Genomic DNA, 17,554 nt, shown 5'->3' with positions numbered 1-17,554 from the left:
GGTAGTTGGGGGCTTCCCCCTGCGAGAGTAGGACGTTGCTAGGTAAATGTAAAGCATCCTTTTATAAGGATGCTTTTTTTCGTTGATGAAGTACAAAGCTGAAGAGCGATTGGCTCGAAGAGTCAACATCTTCCTTGAATAAGCCGATGGATGCATCGTGAAAGACTTCATAGAATAACTTCATGTCTCCCTGCGAGACGAATACCTTTTCTTCGTAAAACAACATGAAAAACATCATAGCTTAAGCATCATGATCTGCCATCCCCGTAGAAGAAAAGGTATGAGCCAGGACGTTGCTAGGTAATTGTAAAGCATCCTTTAAAAGGGTGCTTTTTTCGTTGAATCAATTTATAATTCTGATTCACTCTTTCTTTCTACTGTGATTTCTCTACCCCTTTTTAATAAAATTAAAAAGCCATGATTAGTACAACTCTATATAGGGTATTTAGTGAGAATGGGTGTTTCGTTGCCTTATATTCTTAAATTTGTACGCAACTATTTCAATGCAGACAGACACAGTTGAGCTAGGAACTACATATAGTTTAAGGAATAGACAAATGCCTTCCAATAACCCAAGTAATTAAAGCGAAATGAAAGAAAATTTTTAAAAAAGTATATTTTAAGTTTTATTTGGCGATTACTGGTACTGGGGGTGAAGGATGATGGATACGATTAATAACCATGTCGCCGAAATTGGAGAAACTTGTTTAGTTTGTGAAGAGAAAAAAACATCAGGCATTCATTTATTTGAACACTTTATTTGTGAGTGCTGTGAAAGAAAAATGGTACTTACCGATACAAACGACGAATACTATCACTACTACTTAAAAAAACTTAGGAAAATAAAGCTACCAACGAGTGGTTAAAGCAAAAATAATTACTGCTTTAATCATCCGTTATATTCTAAAAAAGAGGTTGCCTTAAGATTATAAGGTAATCTCTTTTTTGTGTTAATTTCATTCGGTTGCGAAATCCTTTATAATTAACGTATTACTTGGATATGACAATTCTATCTATAAAGGAAGAGAATATGGATAATCATTTTATTACACCTCTATTTACGCGTATGGTTTCTCATAGTGAACATATCGATGTTGCTTCTTTGCATGTTCCAGGACATAAAAATGGAATGGCTTTTCCTACGCAATCAAGGAAATGGTTTGATAATATATTGAAGCTTGATCTGACAGAGCTTACAGGACTTGATGACCTACATGACCCAGAAGAGGTAATTAAAGAAGCTCAAGATTTAACAGCTGCCTTTTATGGAGCAGAGCAAAGTTTCTTTTTAGTAGGAGGCACAACAGTTGGTAACTTAGCGATGATATTAGCAGCTTGTCGTTCAGGGGATAAAGTGTTTGTCCAGAGAGATAGTCATAAATCAGTTATGAGCGGTTTAAAGCTTGCTGATGTAACACCTGTTTTCCTTACACCAGATTATAATAAGGAACTTGGCTTGACAACAGGTGTAAGTTACGAAACCATTTTGAGCGCGTTAAAAGAACATCCAGATGTTAAAGCTCTCATTCTAACGAACCCAACATATTACGGTGTGGCTACACCTTTGAAAGACATTATTTCGTTAGCACATACATACAAGGTGCCAGTATTAGTTGATGAAGCTCACGGTGCTCATTTTGGTATTGGAGGTCCATTCCCTGCATCAGCTTTATCACAAGGGGCAGATATTGTTGTTCAGTCTGCACATAAAACATTACCGGCAATGACGATGGCATCGTTTCTTCATTTCAATAGTGAGATTATTTCTAAAGAACGAGTAAGAATGTATTTACAAACGCTTCAATCTAGTAGTCCATCCTATCCATTAATGGCTTCATTAGATATTGCTAGGTCCTATATTGCAACATTAACTGATAATAAAAAAAAAGAAATACATGAGGCGATAGAGAAGTTTCAACAGGGATTGAAACAAATTCCACAAATTAAAGTGATAGAGTCTGAAGAGGTAATAATAGATCCATTGAAAATTACAGTGAAAAGTAATTGTGATGCTACAGGGTATGAATTACAGTCTTTATTAGAGAGTGTTGGCATATATTCTGAACTAGCAGATGATACGAAAGTTCTTTTTGTATTACCACTAGCTCCATTTGAAAGTGAAAGGCTACTTACAAAGGTTAAAGAATCCTTGGTACACTTAAAGCCTCTTACGAATAATATGAAAGATTCTTTTTTTACAAAAGATAACAGTAGAATAGGAATGTTAGTTATCCCTTACTCAAAAATGGATGAATACTCTACAAAGAAAATTCAATTAGATGATGCTTGTGGTGAAATTATTGCAGAGCATGTGGTGACATATCCACCAGGTATTCCTGTTCTCATGGCAGGAGAAGAAATTAGAGAAGTACATATAGAAGATATAAAGTATATGGCTAGTCGAGGAGCTCGATTTCAAGGACATTCACAAATACTTACAAAAGGAATTATCGTATTCGATGTGTAATAAGTAGAAAAGAGGTTTGTTTTTATGGGAAACGGAATGTTTATTACTGTTGAGGGCGGAGAAGGAGCTGGAAAGTCAACAGTACTAGTAAAGATTAAAGAATATCTTGAGGAACTAGGTTTAGATGTACTCGTTACACGTGAGCCTGGTGGAATAGAAATTGCAGAAAAGATAAGAGAAGTTATACTTGACGAAACGCACACAGCTATGGATGGAAAGACGGAAGCACTATTATATGCTGCCGCAAGGCGACAACATTTAGTAGAAAAAGTTATCCCTGCTATCAATCAGGGGAAAATTGTTCTTTGTGACCGTTTTATTGATAGTAGTCTTGCGTACCAAGGTTTTGCTAGAGGAATTGGGATAGAAGAAATACTAGTCATAAATCAATTTGCAATAGGTGAGAACCTACCGGATGTTACGTTATATTTTGATGTTGAACCGAAAAACGGTCTTTCTAGAATTCAGGAAGATAAAGAGCGTGAAGTGAATAGGTTAGATAAAGAAAAGCTTTCATTTCATTTAAAAGTCCAACAAGGTTATCAAGAGGTAATGAAAAAGTATCCAGAGCGTGTACTTAGAGTAGATGCAAATCAAGATTTAGAGTTAGTTATAAAGGATGCAATCAGAATAATTGAAAATCGAATAAAGTCAGTGGGAGGAGTTTGATGAAGCTAATCATTGCTGTAGTTCAAGACAAAGATAGTAACAGGCTCTCAGAAGCACTTGTTCATACAAACTATCGAGCGACAAAGCTATCAAGTACAGGTGGTTTCTTAAAGGCAGGTAATACAACTTTTCTGATTGGTACAGAGGATGATAATGTTAGTGATGTGTTAGAAATTATTAAAGACAATTGTCAAAGCAGAGAACAGCTTGTGGCACCAATCTCACCGATGGGTGGAAATGCTGATTCTTATGTACCATATCCTGTAGAGGTGCAAATTGGTGGTGCAACGGTATTTGTTCTACCAGTAGAGCAGTTTGAACAATTTTAAGTGGTTAAGGTGTGAAGAGGATGAGTTGGAATGAGCTTGCAGAGACGCAAGAAAAAGTAGTAACGATATTAAAGAACAGTATTGAAAAGAACCGGATAGCTCATGCTTATGTATTTGAAGGGCAAAGGGGTTCAGGAAAAAAGAAAGTTGCCTATCAATTGGCGAAAAGTTACTTTTGTGAACAAAAACACGGATTAGACCCATGTCAAGAATGTGTGGACTGTAAGCGTATTTCATCTAAAAATCACCCTGATGTTCATGTTATCGAGCCTGAAGGTCAATCGATAAAAAAATCGCAAGTGGAGTTATTACAAAAGGAATTTTCCTATCGTGGAATGGAATCGAAGAAGAAGTTTTATATTATTGAGCATGCAGATAAAATGACTGCGAGTGCTGCCAATAGCCTACTAAAGTTTCTAGAAGAACCAACAGCACCAACAGTCGCTGTTCTACTAACAGAAAGTCTCCATCAGCTATTAGATACGGTATTATCTAGAAGTCAGATCCTATCCTTTACACCTTTATCTCCAATGGACCTCTACAAAAGGCTAGTAAATGATGGTGTTTCTTCCTCTGTAGCAAGTCTATTATCAGCAATAACAACGGATTTAAATGAAGCAGAGCGTTTTTCTGAAAATGACTGGGTTGTACAAGCAAGAAATCTAGTGATACAATTGACGGAGGAGATTCAAAATCGTCCACACCAAGTGTTATTTACACTTCAAGATAAATGGCTAGACCTTTTTAAAGGAAAGGAACAGTTAGATTTAGGCTTAGATTTATTACTCTTATGGTATAGAGATTTATTATATACTCATATAAATGAAGATAATGATTTGGTTTATATTGATCAGAAAGAGCGATTAGTAAATGACAGTCTCTATAGTTCACAAGGAAGAATCAGCAGACAAATGACTGCCATATTGGAAGCTAAGAGACATCTGAGTGCAAATGTAAATCCACAACTATTAATGGAAAAGTTGTTGCTCAGATTACAGGAGGGATAATCAATTGTGCATCACGTTGTAGGTGTTCGATTTAAGAAAGCAGGAAAGATTTATTATTTTTCTCCTGGCGAATTTGACTTGCCTAAGGGTGAATGGGTCATTGTTGAAACATCTCGTGGCATTGAATATGGAAAAGTTGTCATTGAGAAGAAGGAAGTTGGCGAAAACGATGTCGTCCTTCCGTTAAAGCAAGTGATTCGTATCGCTGATAGCAAGGATAAATTAGTGGTAGAGGAAAATAAAGAGGCAGCGCAAAAAGCGTTTGACGTATGTATAGAAAAGATCTCTGAACATAAATTGGATATGAAGCTAGTAGATGTTGAATATACGTTTGACCGAAACAAGGTTCTTTTCTACTTCACCGCAGATGGTAGAATAGACTTTCGTGACCTTGTAAAAGATTTAGCATCTATTTTCCGAACAAGGATTGAGCTTCGACAAATTGGTGTTCGTGATGAGGCAAAAATGCTTGGCGGAATTGGACCATGTGGTCGAGTTCTTTGCTGCTCGTCATTTCTAGGAGATTTTGAGCCAGTTTCAATTAAAATGGCAAAGGATCAAAACCTATCATTAAATCCGGCGAAAATTTCAGGATTATGTGGGCGATTGATGTGTTGTTTGAAGTATGAAAATGACCATTATGAGTCTGCAAAGAAGGCCTTACCTGACCTCGGCAAGGACATTCATACATCTCAGGGTAGAGGTCGAGTGGTTGGCTTGAATATACTAGAGAGCTTGATTCAAGTGGATTTGTACGAACAAGAGCGAGTTGTTGAGTTCACCCTTGAAGAATTAGTAAATGAAGGGGCAGTTCCGATGCAAGCCACAGAATAATGAGGTGGAGCTAACGTGGACAAGCAGGAAATCTTTTCACAAGTAAGTCATATAGAAGAGCGTATTGGTGACTTACACAATGAGTTGAGAGGATTAAAAGAACAATTAGCAATGCTAATTGAAGAGAATCACTATTTAAAAATTGAGAATGAAAATTTAAGAAATCGAATGGATAGTAAAGGTCCAGAAATTGAATCCGAAACAAAAGAAGACACGAGCAAGGAGCCTGAGAAGAAAAATATCGGCGAAGGATATGATAATCTTGCTCGCTTATATCAAGAAGGCTTTCATATTTGTAATACTCATTATGGTAGTATTCGCTCTGAAGGGGATTGTCTCTTTTGCTTATCTTTCTTAAATCAAAAATAAAGAGCTATAACCTGTTCCTAAATAGCCTAAGCATGCTCGGTCTTTTCCATCGTGAAAAGACCGTTTTTCTTATAGAGTAAACAGTAAAAGGGCTTTTTAAAGGGTATAATAATAGTAATATTACATAGAAAGAGGCTTTAAATATGGTTATGCTAGAAAATGGGGAGCGGATGGACTTCTTATTAGATGAAAAAATGAAAATTATTCAGAGCTCTAATGTTTTTTCTTTTTCAGTTGATGCAGTTCTACTAGCTAGATTCGCTTATGTTCCAATTAGAAAAGGAAAAATTATTGACTTATGTACTGGGAACGGTGTGATTCCGTTAATTTTAAGTACTCGAAGTAAGGCAAATATTTATGGGGTTGAGATTCAAGAGCGGTTATTTGATATGGCTAGGCGTAGTGTCGAAGTAAATGAATTAGGTGACCAATTAGAGATGGTGAGAGCAGACTTAAATGAGTTGCCAAAGGTAATTACGTCACAGCAGTTTGACGTAGTAACTTGTAATCCTCCTTATTTTGAAACGACATCGGAAAAAGACCAAAATGAAAATCCCCATTTTGCGATTGCTAGGCATGAAATATATTGTACGCTAGAAGATGTTATTCGTGTTAGTAGCAAGCTTCTACGACAAAAGGGAAAATTAGCTATCGTCCATCGTCCGGAACGTCTAACTGATATTATGTTATATATGAGAAAATATAAAATTGAACCTAAACGAATTCAGCTCGTTCATCCAAGGGTAGATAAGGATGCGAATATGGTTTTAGTTGAAGGAAGTAAGGATGGACAAGCAGGTGTTACTTGTTTACCACCGATATATGTGTATGGCAAAGATCAAGCCTATACAGAAGAATTTAAACAGATTTACTATGGAGAAAGTGGTGTACATAATGTGGCAACAAAAGAGCTTTGACCAGACGTCCGAAAGTGGGGTACTTTATCTCGTACCAACCCCGATTGGGAATCTTGAAGATATGACCTTTCGAGCAATTCGACTAATGAAAGAAGTAGATATGATAGCTGCGGAGGATACAAGGCAAACGATTAAGCTATGTAACCATTTTGAGATTGAAACTAAGCTTGTTAGCTATCATGAACATAATAAAGAGACAAGTGGTTCGAACTTATTAAAGTTATTAAAAGAGGGAAAAAATATTGCATTAGTAAGTGATGCAGGGATGCCTGCAATTTCCGACCCAGGGTATGATATTGTCGTTAGCTGTTTAGAGGAAAAGATCAAAGTTATTCCACTTCCAGGTGCAAATGCGGCACTAACAGCTCTTGTCGCATCAGGATTACCGACTGATCACTTTTACTTCTTTGGATTCTTACATCGACAAAAAAAGGAAAAGAATAAAGAACTAGAGAAGCTGAAGATGTTAGATGTTCCAATTATATTCTATGAAGCACCACATCGATTAAAAGATACTCTTCAACGAATTAGTGAAGTTCTTGGCAATCGTCAAATCTCTGTTTGTCGAGAGTTAACAAAAAGGCATGAAGAATTTATTAGAGGTACAGTTGAAGATGTTCTACAGTGGTGTGAAGATGGGATGCTTAAAGGCGAGTTTTGCTTAATTGTTGAAGGAGCCTCTGAAGCTGAATTAAAAGTAGAAGATTGGTGGGCTGAACTAACAGTTGATGCACATATTCAACAATACATAGATGAGAAAGAGATGAGTTCAAAGGATGCAATAAAGTTAGTGGCGAAAGAAAGAGGCTTACCAAAGCGAGAAGTTTATGCAATCTATCATAAAGAGTAATCGTTGTTTACAAGCAGCCTTTTCGGGATAAGCTTATAAAAAAAGACTTCGGCAATAAAGCCAAAGTCTTTTCCACTATATACGTATCAATTATTTTGCTTTTTCTACGTAGTTTTGAAGCTCACTTAAGATTTTTTCTGCACCATCTGGGCTTAAGATGATTTTTCCACCAACTAGAGAAAGGTTATCATCAGAAACTTCTCCAGTTACTTGACATGTCATGTTTGGCTTATATTTCTTTAAGATAATGCGATCATTATCTACATAGATTTCTAAAGCATCCTTTTCTGCAATATCAAGTGTACGGCGAAGCTCAATTGGAATTACTACTCGACCTAATTCATCAACTTTACGAACAATACCTGTAGATTTCATTTACAATTCTCCTCCTAAAAATGGGGTGATTTTTATTTGTTTGTGTCATTATTCGACAATTTTTTCTACTAAACTAAGAATACCAGCGTTTCCAAAACAAGTCAATTAAATTTTTCAAAATGATTCCACTAGATTCATAGTAATATCTACCAATTATCAAACTTCGTTGAACTAACAAGGTTTTTAAAAAGAGGGTGATAGCGTATGTTAGAAGTTTCCAAGGATTTAATTGAAAGGTTAGTAAAAATTGATAAAAGCTTGAAAGAAAAATATCCATATTCAAAACAAGAAAGACATGTAATTCGACAAAATCTTTTACAAGGAGACGTGAATTTTCGACAAATGAGACGGCTTGAAAAAGTCGAATTGTCGAATATGCTCGAAATGAAAGAGGTAGCTGCAGTTGACGGCTCTGTAAACCAAACCAAGGGGGAGTCTCCGCATGTTATTTACTTTTTCCAAGCACTAGCGAAGACAATCTCAGGAAAAGAGTATTGGCTTACCGATTTATATACCCCATTATTGCAAGAAGAATCAGTAGAAGAAAAAAAAGAAGTAACGGAAAAGAATATTCGCTCTCAAAAAATGTCGTCAATTGAATTGAAGATAGCAGAACAGTTAATGAAGAAAGAGGATGTAAAAATTGTAATGATGGATGGCTCTCTTTTGCATTATAGTATTGATGCTGAAGAAGATTGGAAAAGTTTAAGGCAAGAGGCCCTTAATAGGCGAGTGCTGTTAGTAGGAGTGACGGAAGAGGTCGGAACGTCTTTTCTAAAAGACTTGCCTTTATTCGAAAGTAAATCATCTTTTAATCATTTAAATGATCGGGATATTTTATTTGGAGTATTAGAACAAGGAGAAATGCTCTATGTAGAGGATGCTCAACGAAAAGCAGGACTTCGAACAGCATGGTTACGTCCCTCGTCAAGCCCAGCTGTAGTAGGAATTGATATACTAGATGAACAAATGGAGCACCTAAATCAAATCGCAGACTTTGTTTTTACAATGACACCAAGGGAAGGTAGAGGAATTCCTCTTTGGCTTGATATTGTCGATCGAGATGTGAGAATTACAGATAAAATTGTAGAGGCTTTAGTAGAGCAATATATTTCCCCGGAATTAAAGCAACGCTTCTTTCAGCCGAAAAAGAAGGAACGAATCTACTAATTATAATAAATAGGAGGGGTTTGAATGCAGGTTGTAGGGATTACTACACAGCATGAAGTATATGTAGCGTCTAGAGAGAGAAAGTTTAGAATAAATGAGATTGTGCTAATAGAAGATGATACCTTACATAAACCAAAAGGAGAGGTAGTTGAAACCTTCTCATATAATCGCTTTATACCGATGGGCTTTGATAAAGGTATTGTTGATGCTCAAGTATTACAAACACTTGAACAGATTGGTTACGATATTGGAGCCGATGAGATAAATCTTGCAAAAGTTAGGCTCTTTGCTGAAGCGGTTCAACCAATACAAACAGGTGTGGAAGTACGAAACCCTTCATTTGACGAAGTGAAGGACTTACTAGTGAAATCAAATCCAGAAGAAGGATTAGTACTAGGGGAGATTCGTAGTACGGACCATTTAGTTGACACACTCCCACCACATCTTTCTTCTTTAATGGAGGTATTTGAAAAAGAAGAACTTCGCCAGCAAAATGGAGCACCTTTTATTTTCGATATTAAGGCAATGCAACAATATCCTCATGTTGGGATATTTGGTGGCTCTGGTTCAGGGAAATCGTTTGGACTACGAGTGATGCTTGAGGAATTAATGAAACTTAGCATTCCTACATTAGTATTTGATCCCCATTTTGAGATGAGTTTTTCTCATGCTGCTGAAGGAGAGCAATTTTCAAAGAGCTATAAAGGAGATTATCAGGTCGTTCAAATCGGACGAGATGTAGGGGTAGACTTTTCTGCTTTAAGTACAAGAGATGTTGAGAGGCTTTTAAGTGCAGCTGGTTCATTATCAGAATCAATGATTAACGTTATTCAAAGCATGCATAAGCGGAGGGATAGCTATCAATCATTTGGTGATAGAGTGGCGAATCTTGCTGATGCACTTGAAGAAGGGAAGCAAAAGCTAGATTCGTATTTACGCGATGGAAATGGGTTAACTAGAGAAGATATTGATAGATACCAATCGTATCGACAATTGTTAGAGCATTATGGAAGCCTGCCGTTAACATCAGTAAAAGGAATTCAGTGGCGTCTCAATCGCCTTGCACAAGCAGGTCTGTTCCAATACAATATCAAAGCAATTGAACAAGGGCTACATAATGGAAAACTAGTCGTTGTTCAAGGGTCAGTTTGGTTGTTACAAGTTTTTTCGAGTTATGTTATTGGTTCACTCTATTCAAAGAGAAGGGCTTATAAGGATGCAAAGCTTCAAAATGAACAGGGACAGTTCTTCCCACCGTTTGTTATCGTCACTGATGAAGCTCATAATTTTGCACCAAAGGGATATGATGCTCCGGCTAAATCAGTATTAAAAGAGATTGCTCAGGAAGGAAGAAAGTACGGAGCTTTCTTAATCTTTGCGACTCAACGTCCAACTCTTTTAGATGAGACTATTACTGCCCAATTAAACTCAAAATTTGTTTTCAGAACAGTTAGGGGGACGGACATTCAGACAATTAAAGAAGAAACTGACTTAACGCATGAAGAGGGTAAACGTTTACCTTATCTTCAGTCAGGTGATGTGTTTGTGTCTTCGGCAATTTTTGGTCGTACGATTCCAGTACGAATTCGAATGGCTCACTCAACTAGTCCTCATGTAGATAATCCATTCGATGAACTACAAAGAATGAAGAATCAAGGTGACGATGATTTAGTTGAAGCTTTAGAGAGTGTGTTTCCTCTATATGAAACGGCGCTAATGAATTGTGTAATTGACATTAATGAAAAAACAAATGCTGAATTTGATGTCTCGTCACTTAAGGAAACGCTAGACCGCCTTGCAAAAGAAGGGAAAATTAAAAAGCAGCAAACTCCATTTGCGACGATGTATGATCGTACTTGACAATTAGATAATCTATTCGGTATATTTTGGTGTTAGAAGTGGTATGATGGTAAATGATGAAAGTTGATAATTTATATCCGATGAAGGGATAAGTACATGTTATGTTCTATTGCGCAGTGTGACTGCCACAGAGAGCTGGGGAAGCTGAAAACCAGTATAGGACAAGCTTAGAAAATGGTCCACGAGGAATTTGCTTTCGAGTTGATGTCAATAAGGGAGCAACGTGATTCTAGCGTTAATAGAAGAGTCTCGATTGAGACTTACTGAGTCTTATCTTTGCAAAGAGATAGGAGAAGTAGGGTGGTAACACGTGAGGTAAACTCTCGTCCCTTGTTGGATGAGGGTTTTTTCTGTTGTTTGAGAGGTGATGTAATAGCAACCTCGAAGCACAATTTTACATACTATTTAGGAGGATTTGAAAGATGGCAAAGGATAACAAAACGTTCTACATTACAACCCCAATTTATTACCCAAGTGACAAGCTTCATATTGGTCATGCGTACACGACTGTAGCAGGAGATGCAATGGCGCGCTATAAGCGTCTTCGTGGTTATGATGTTATGTATTTAACAGGTACTGATGAGCATGGTCAAAAAATTCAAAAGAAGGCAGCAGAAAATGGGAAGACTCCACAAGCCTTTGTTGATGAAATTGTAGCAGGAATTCAAGACCTTTGGAAAAAGCTTGATATCTCTTATGATGACTTCATTCGTACAACAGAAGACAGACATAAACTAGTTGTAGAAAAAATCTTTCAACAGTTACTAGACCAAGGTGATATTTATTTAGATGAATATGAAGGTTGGTATTCTGTTCCTGATGAAACTTTTTATACAGAACTTCAGTTAGTTGATCCAATAAAAGAAGATGGAAAAATTGTTGGTGGAAAAAGTCCAGATAGTGGTCACCCAGTAGAAAAAGTCCGTGAGCAATCTTACTTCTTCCGCATGAGTAAATATGCTGACCGTCTATTAAAGTACTACGAAGAAAACCCTGAATTCATCCAGCCTGAATCTCGCAAAAATGAAATGATTAATAACTTCATTAAGCCTGGGTTAGAGGACTTAGCTGTTTCACGTACATCATTTGAATGGGGTGTGAAAGTTCCAAGTAATCCAAAGCACGTTGTTTACGTATGGATTGATGCCTTATCAAACTATATTACTGCTCTAGGTTACGGGACTGATAACCAGCAAAAGTATGAAAAGTATTGGCCTGCAGATGTACATTTAGTAGGGAAAGAAATTGTTCGCTTCCATACGATTTATTGGCCAATTATGTTAATGGCACTAGACCTACCACTTCCGAAAAAAGTATTTGGACATGGTTGGCTATTAATGAAGGATGGAAAAATGTCGAAGTCTAAAGGAAACGTTGTCGACCCAGTTCCACTAATTAATCGTTATGGGTTAGATGCTCTTCGTTACTACTTATTACGTGAAGTTCCATTTGGTTCTGATGGTGTGTTCACACCAGAAAGCTTTGTTGAGCGTGTAAACTTTGACTTAGCAAACGACCTTGGAAACCTATTAAATAGAACAGTTGCTATGGTTAACAAATATTTTGATGGTACACTCCCTGGCTACTTAAAGGATGGAACTCCATTTGATGAGAGTCTTGTTGATTTAGTGGATGCAACAGTAGAAAAAGTTGAGAATGCTATGGAAGAAATGGAGTTCTCGGTTGCATTAACAGCCATTTGGCAGCTAGTAAGTCGAACGAATAAATATATCGATGAAACACAACCATGGGTATTAGCAAAAAATGAGGACGAGAAGGAACAATTAGGTGCAGTTATGTACCATTTAGCAGAATCATTACGTTATATCTCAATCCTAATCCAACCATTTATGACGGAAACGCCAACGAAAATTTGGGAGCAGTTAGGAATCAATAAGGATTTAACAGAGTGGGAGACACTTCAAACTTTCGGTCAACTTCCTCAAGGAACAACAGTTCAAAAGGGTACTCCTATTTTCCCACGTCTTGATGTGGAAGAGGAAGTTGCACATATTGTAAAAGAAATGGGTGGCGTTTTAGCTTCAGAAGAGGAAGAATCGAAAGAGGAAGTCCCAGAAGTGGATGAAATTACAATTGACGATTTTATGAAGGTTGATTTACGTGTTGCGGAAGTTATTGCAGCAGAAGCAGTGAAGAAGGCAGACAAGCTGTTAAAAATCCAGCTTGATTTAGGCTATGAAAAGAGACAAGTCGTTTCTGGTATTGCAAAATACTATTCACCAGAAGAACTAGTTGGGAAAAAAGTCATCTGTGTTACGAACTTAAAGCCTGTGAAGCTAAGAGGAGAACTATCACAAGGGATGATTTTAGCAGCATCTAAAGATGGTGAATTAACACTAGCAACAATCGCTCAAGCATTACCGAATGGTTCGCAAGTTAAATAATAATAAATGTGGCGTCCGCTATGAAGTTCATGGCGGCGCTTTCCATTAAAAAAGTATACTACTATACAATTGGAGGAATGAAGGATGCTTTTTGATACACATGTTCATTTGAATGCTGACCAGTTTACTGATGATGTAGAAGAAGTTATTGAACGAGCAAAAGAACAAGGAGTTTCCAATATGGTTGTCGTTGGTTTTGATGAGAAAACGATCAACGGAGCTCTAAGGCTTGCTGAAACATATGATTTTATTTATGCAGCTGTTGGTTGGCATCCAGTAGATGCTATTGATATGACTGAGGAACACCTTTCTTGGTTGGAGGAACTCGCATCACATCCAAAAGTGGTGGCATTGGGAGAAATGGGATTAGATTATCATTGGGACAAGTCACCAAAGGATATCCAGAAAGAAGTATTCCGTAAACAAATACAGCTTGCAAAGAAAGTAAAATTACCAATTATCATACATAACCGCGAAGCAAACCAGGATATTGTCGAAATTTTGAAGGAAGAGGATGCTGCAGAGGTTGGTGGAATTATGCATTGCTTTGGTGGAAGTGTAGAAACAGCTGAGCAGTGTATCAATATGAATTTCCTTATCTCATTTGGTGGACCTGTAACTTTTAAAAATGCGAAAAAACCAAAAGAAGTTGCAACAGCATTGCCGCTAGACAAATTATTGATTGAAACAGACTGTCCATATTTAGCTCCACATCCATATAGAGGAAAGCGGAATGAACCGGCTTATGTAAAAATAGTTGCAGAGCAAATTGCTGAATTAAAAGGAATTTCACTTGAAGAAGTAGCAGAAGCAACAACAGCAAATGGTAAAAGATTATTTGGGATTTGAGAGTTTGTTCAAAAAAGTCGGTTGATATCTTTTGAACAGACTCGAAGCAATGAGTGAACAGCTGTATTTTTATAAAGCCTAACTAAGAATGATTTATTCCTAGTTAGGCGCACAGTGAGTGGAGCGATTGCACTCATTTCTGGTGAAATCCGCTTAAAGATTTATTCCTCCACCTTTTACCTCCTTCTTTGAATTTATTTTATAAAAATGAGTGTCATATTTTCATTCTTTACACGTACTTTTATTATCAAGGTTTGTTACAGAACATATTTTTTTTGTCCATTATTTAAACAGAACTCGATAAGGGATTTTGTCTAATAGAGAGGAGGCTTGTCTTTTTTCAATTTTATTCGTTTTTGTTCTACACAGGGTTGGGATTGCATAGATTGGACGTGTCGATAAGTTTTTATTTCTTTTTACCAAATCTTTAGTAATATTAGGTGAAAAGGTTGACAAACCAATTTTATAGTAGTTGACAAAAGGAGGTGAAGTGTTTATAATTCGGTCCTTGAGGAGGAGGAATAAAACATGATACCCAGGATAGGAAAACTTTTCTCCCAATTAAGCAATGGGAAAAAGGTATTCATGTCCATCTTCAGTCTTATCCTTGTCGTTGGAGTACTTGCGTTTGCTGTATTTGAGACGACCAAAGCAACAGTGACAGTTGTCATTGATGGTGAAGAAACAGAGATAAAGACACACGCAGCTACAGTGGCTGATGTGTTGATGGAACATGATTGGACAATTAGTGAACATGATAAATTTGAGCCTTCGTTAGAAACAAAAATTACTGGTAATATGACTATAAACTGGAAACAAGCGAAACAAGTCTATTTATCTAACAATGGAGTCGATCATGAAGAATGGACGACAGCCGATTCAGTTAAAGAATTTATAAACGAAAAAAACATAACGCTTAATGAACACGATAAAATTATACCTAGTTTAGATGCCGAAATTCAGTCTGACATGACAATTACGTATGAATCTGCTTTTCAAGTACGACTCAACAGTGACGATGAAGAACGTGAAGTTTGGACAACTTCGACTACGGTCGCTGACTTTTTAGAAAGAGAGTCTATTGCCTTAGGTGAATTAGATAGAGTTGAACCAGCAAAAGATAGTTTAGTTGCTGAAGAGATCGATGTAAATGTAATACGAGTGGAAAAAGTCACCGATGTAGTGGAAGAGTCAGTTGCATATGCAACAGTAACGAGAAGAGATAACTCGTTAGATAGTGGAAAAGAAAAAGTAGTGGAGTCAGGTCAAGAAGGACGAGTGGAAAAACATTATGAAGTGATTCTTGAGAACGGAGAAGAAGTCTCAAGAGAGCTAGTGAAGTCACAAACGGTATCAGAAAGTAAAGACCGTATTGTCGCTGTAGGTACACGCCCAGTTGCAACAGTTTCTCGTGGTTCTAGCCCTTCGTCAACAAGCAGTGCACCAAGTGGAAAAACAATCACAATGACTGCAACTGCGTATACAGCAAATTGTACGGGGTGTAGTGGAATCACAGCAACAGGTATCAACTTAAACAATAACCGTAATAAAAAAGTAGTAGCAGTAGATCCGAGTGTGATCCCCTTAGGAACAAGAGTTCATGTTCAAGGATATGGTGAAGCAATTGCTGGAGATACTGGTGGAGCGATCCGAGGTAATAAAATTGATATTCACGTTCCAACAAAGGCAGAAGCAAATCGTTGGGGACGTAAACAGGTAAAAGTAACAATATTAGATTAGTCCTATACTTAGAAGTAGTTTTCTAGATTACGCTAAGTCAGTATCTTTAGCCCGCTATGAGGAACCTCATAGCGGGCTTTAGGGTGTGGTATAAACACATTACTTGAATAGACTGTTAAACTTTTTTGACTAATTTACTACATATAAAGTTACACTAAGAAAACAGATATAGTGTGAGGGTAGTATTCGGAAAAACTTTCCTTTAATCACAAGACGTTTTATACTAACAGAAGCATTTAGTAATAATTGAGAGTAGGTAAGCGGAGGAAATATGAAAATTAAAGAAGTTATCGTTGTTGAAGGTAGAGATGATACAGTAGCGATACAGCGTGCTGTGCAAGCTGATACAATTGAAACAAATGGCTCTTCGATTGGAGAAAAAGTGTTAGTGCAAGTGGAGCTTGCTCAAGAGAGAAGAGGGGTTATTATTTTCACCGACCCAGATTATCCCGGTGAGAGGATTCGCCGTATCGTTAGTGAACGGGTTCCTGGCTGTAAGCATGCTTTTATCCCGAAAAGGGATGCTATTTCAAAAAATGGAGATGATTTAGGTGTAGAAAATGCCTCTCCAGAAGCAATTCGACAAGCATTACATAATGCGAAGCAAGAAATTATGGATGACATAGAAGAAGAAATTTCATGGCAAGATTTAATTGATGCGGGACTTATAGGTGGTACGATGGCTAAAGCAAGAAGGGACCGCTTAGGGCTTCTTTTAAAGGTTGGCTACTGCAATGGTAAACAGCTTTACAAACGACTACTAAAATTCCAAGTAACGAAAGATGAATTCGCAGCATCGTTTGCACAGGTGTTGGAGGAGGAACAGAATGACTAAAGATATAGCTACACCAATTCGAACAAAAGCGATACTTGAAAAGTACAAGTTTAAATTTAAGAAAAGCTTAGGACAAAACTTTCTAATTGATTTAAATATATTAGACAAAATAGTTACGAGTGCTGGTGTAACGGAATCAACGGGTGCGATTGAAATAGGTCCGGGGATTGGTGCACTAACAGAGCAGTTAGCAAAGCGAGCAAAGAAAGTCGTTGCTTATGAAATAGACCAAAGGCTTTTACCAGTTTTAAAGGATACATTGAGTCCATATGATAATGTGAAAATCATTCACTCAGATGTGTTAAAAGCAGATGTACGAAAAATGATTGAAGAGGAATTTGCTGATATAGATGAAGTGAGAGTCGTAGCTAATCTTCCATATTATGTAACAACACCAATACTGATGAAACTACTTGAAGAGAAGCTACCGATTAAGGCAATCTCTGTTATGATTCAGAAGGAAGTCGCGGAACGGATTGCAGCAAAGCCAGGAACGAAAGATTATGGCTCATTATCAATTGCTGTTCAATATTATGCACAAGCTGAAACGGCTTTAAATGTCCCTCAGACAGTGTTTATTCCTCAACCTAATGTAGATTCTGCTGTTCTGCGTTTGACGTTAAGGGACAAGCCTGCAGTCGATTTAATTGATGAAGCCTTTTTCTTCAAAGTTATTCGAGCAAGCTTTGCCCAACGCCGAAAAACTCTTTTTAATAACTTAGTTAATAATCTAGGAACGAAAGAGGACAAAGAAACGATAGAGCAAGCATTGCAAGAAGCGAATGTTGACCCAAAACGTCGTGGAGAGACATTATCAATGGAGGAGTTTGCATCGATTAGTAACTTGTTGCACAGTTCATTATCAGATAGAGCTTGAA

Annotated in this window: 17 protein-coding genes; 16 read left to right on the top strand and 1 reads right to left on the bottom strand. The window is 37.2% G+C overall.

What is annotated here, in order from left to right; all coding sequences use genetic code 11:
• Positions 1-659: 659 nt before the first annotated feature.
• The 9 genes from CD003_RS21290 (at position 660) to rsmI (ending at position 7,442) form a co-directional block, all read left to right on the top strand.
• Entirely contained in the window at positions 660-866 is a 207-nt protein-coding gene (locus tag CD003_RS21290) for a sigma factor G inhibitor Gin (RefSeq protein WP_373558595.1), read from the top strand.
• Positions 867-1,030: 164 nt separating this feature from the next.
• Positions 1,031-2,467, top strand: a complete 1,437-nt coding sequence (locus tag CD003_RS21285) for an aminotransferase class I/II-fold pyridoxal phosphate-dependent enzyme (RefSeq protein ID WP_096203273.1) — start codon at positions 1,031-1,033, stop codon at positions 2,465-2,467.
• 24 nt (positions 2,468-2,491) lie between these two features.
• Positions 2,492-3,136: a dTMP kinase gene (gene tmk / locus CD003_RS21280; RefSeq protein ID WP_096203272.1), complete on the top strand. Its 645-nt coding sequence runs from the start codon at positions 2,492-2,494 to the stop codon at positions 3,134-3,136.
• A complete protein-coding gene (locus CD003_RS21275; protein WP_096203271.1) occupies positions 3,136-3,465 on the top strand; it encodes a cyclic-di-AMP receptor in 330 nt (109 codons plus the stop codon). The genes tmk and CD003_RS21275 overlap by 1 nt, the downstream gene beginning before the upstream one ends.
• Positions 3,466-3,485: 20 nt before the next feature.
• On the top strand, positions 3,486-4,472 hold the full coding sequence (gene holB / locus CD003_RS21270) for a DNA polymerase III subunit delta' (protein WP_096203270.1): 987 nt from the start codon (positions 3,486-3,488) through the stop codon (positions 4,470-4,472).
• 6 nt (positions 4,473-4,478) lie between these two features.
• Positions 4,479-5,306, top strand: coding sequence for a PSP1 domain-containing protein (locus CD003_RS21265; protein ID WP_096203269.1), 828 nt, complete (start codon positions 4,479-4,481; stop codon positions 5,304-5,306).
• 15 nt (positions 5,307-5,321) lie between these two features.
• A complete protein-coding gene (gene yabA, locus CD003_RS21260) occupies positions 5,322-5,675 on the top strand; it encodes a DNA replication initiation control protein YabA (protein WP_096203268.1) in 354 nt (117 codons plus the stop codon).
• Between the two features lie 143 nt (positions 5,676-5,818).
• On the top strand, positions 5,819-6,592 hold the full coding sequence (locus CD003_RS21255; RefSeq protein WP_096203267.1) for a tRNA1(Val) (adenine(37)-N6)-methyltransferase: 774 nt from the start codon (positions 5,819-5,821) through the stop codon (positions 6,590-6,592).
• Entirely contained in the window at positions 6,570-7,442 is an 873-nt protein-coding gene (gene rsmI, locus CD003_RS21250; RefSeq protein ID WP_096203266.1) for a 16S rRNA (cytidine(1402)-2'-O)-methyltransferase, read from the top strand. Before CD003_RS21255 ends, rsmI begins: the two co-directional genes overlap by 23 nt.
• Positions 7,443-7,532: 90 nt before the next feature.
• On the opposite strand, the gene CD003_RS21245 is transcribed toward rsmI, so the two are convergent.
• On the bottom strand, positions 7,533-7,817 hold the full coding sequence (locus CD003_RS21245; RefSeq protein WP_096203265.1) for an AbrB/MazE/SpoVT family DNA-binding domain-containing protein: 285 nt from the start codon (positions 7,815-7,817) through the stop codon (positions 7,533-7,535).
• A gap of 204 nt (positions 7,818-8,021) precedes the next feature.
• On the opposite strand from CD003_RS21245, the gene CD003_RS21240 reads away from it, so the two are divergent.
• The 7 genes from CD003_RS21240 (at position 8,022) to rsmA (ending at position 17,553) form a co-directional block, all read left to right on the top strand.
• Positions 8,022-8,987 (top strand): DNA double-strand break repair nuclease NurA, encoded by a 966-nt coding sequence (locus CD003_RS21240; protein WP_096203264.1) that lies wholly within the window; start codon positions 8,022-8,024, stop codon positions 8,985-8,987.
• Between the two features lie 24 nt (positions 8,988-9,011).
• A complete protein-coding gene (locus tag CD003_RS21235) occupies positions 9,012-10,847 on the top strand; it encodes an ATP-binding protein (RefSeq protein ID WP_096203263.1) in 1,836 nt (611 codons plus the stop codon).
• A 422-nt stretch (positions 10,848-11,269) separates the two neighbouring features.
• A complete protein-coding gene (gene metG, locus CD003_RS21230) occupies positions 11,270-13,252 on the top strand; it encodes a methionine--tRNA ligase (protein ID WP_096203262.1) in 1,983 nt (660 codons plus the stop codon).
• Between the two features lie 84 nt (positions 13,253-13,336).
• Positions 13,337-14,101, top strand: coding sequence for a TatD family hydrolase (locus CD003_RS21225; RefSeq protein ID WP_096203261.1), 765 nt, complete (start codon positions 13,337-13,339; stop codon positions 14,099-14,101).
• A gap of 528 nt (positions 14,102-14,629) precedes the next feature.
• Positions 14,630-15,841: a G5 and 3D domain-containing protein gene (locus CD003_RS21220; RefSeq protein ID WP_096203260.1), complete on the top strand. Its 1,212-nt coding sequence runs from the start codon at positions 14,630-14,632 to the stop codon at positions 15,839-15,841.
• A 271-nt stretch (positions 15,842-16,112) separates the two neighbouring features.
• On the top strand, positions 16,113-16,676 hold the full coding sequence (gene rnmV / locus CD003_RS21215; protein ID WP_096203259.1) for a ribonuclease M5: 564 nt from the start codon (positions 16,113-16,115) through the stop codon (positions 16,674-16,676).
• Complete coding sequence (rsmA, locus tag CD003_RS21210) at positions 16,669-17,553, top strand: 16S rRNA (adenine(1518)-N(6)/adenine(1519)-N(6))-dimethyltransferase RsmA (RefSeq protein ID WP_096203258.1); 885 nt, start codon at positions 16,669-16,671, stop codon at positions 17,551-17,553. The genes rnmV and rsmA overlap by 8 nt, the downstream gene beginning before the upstream one ends.
• Position 17,554 lies beyond the last annotated feature (1 nt).

It is taken from the genome of Bacillus sp. FJAT-45350, assembly GCF_002335805.1.
Lineage (GTDB): Bacteria > Bacillota > Bacilli > Bacillales > NISU01 > FJAT-45350.
This window is presented reverse-complemented; position numbering and strand designations above follow the sequence as displayed.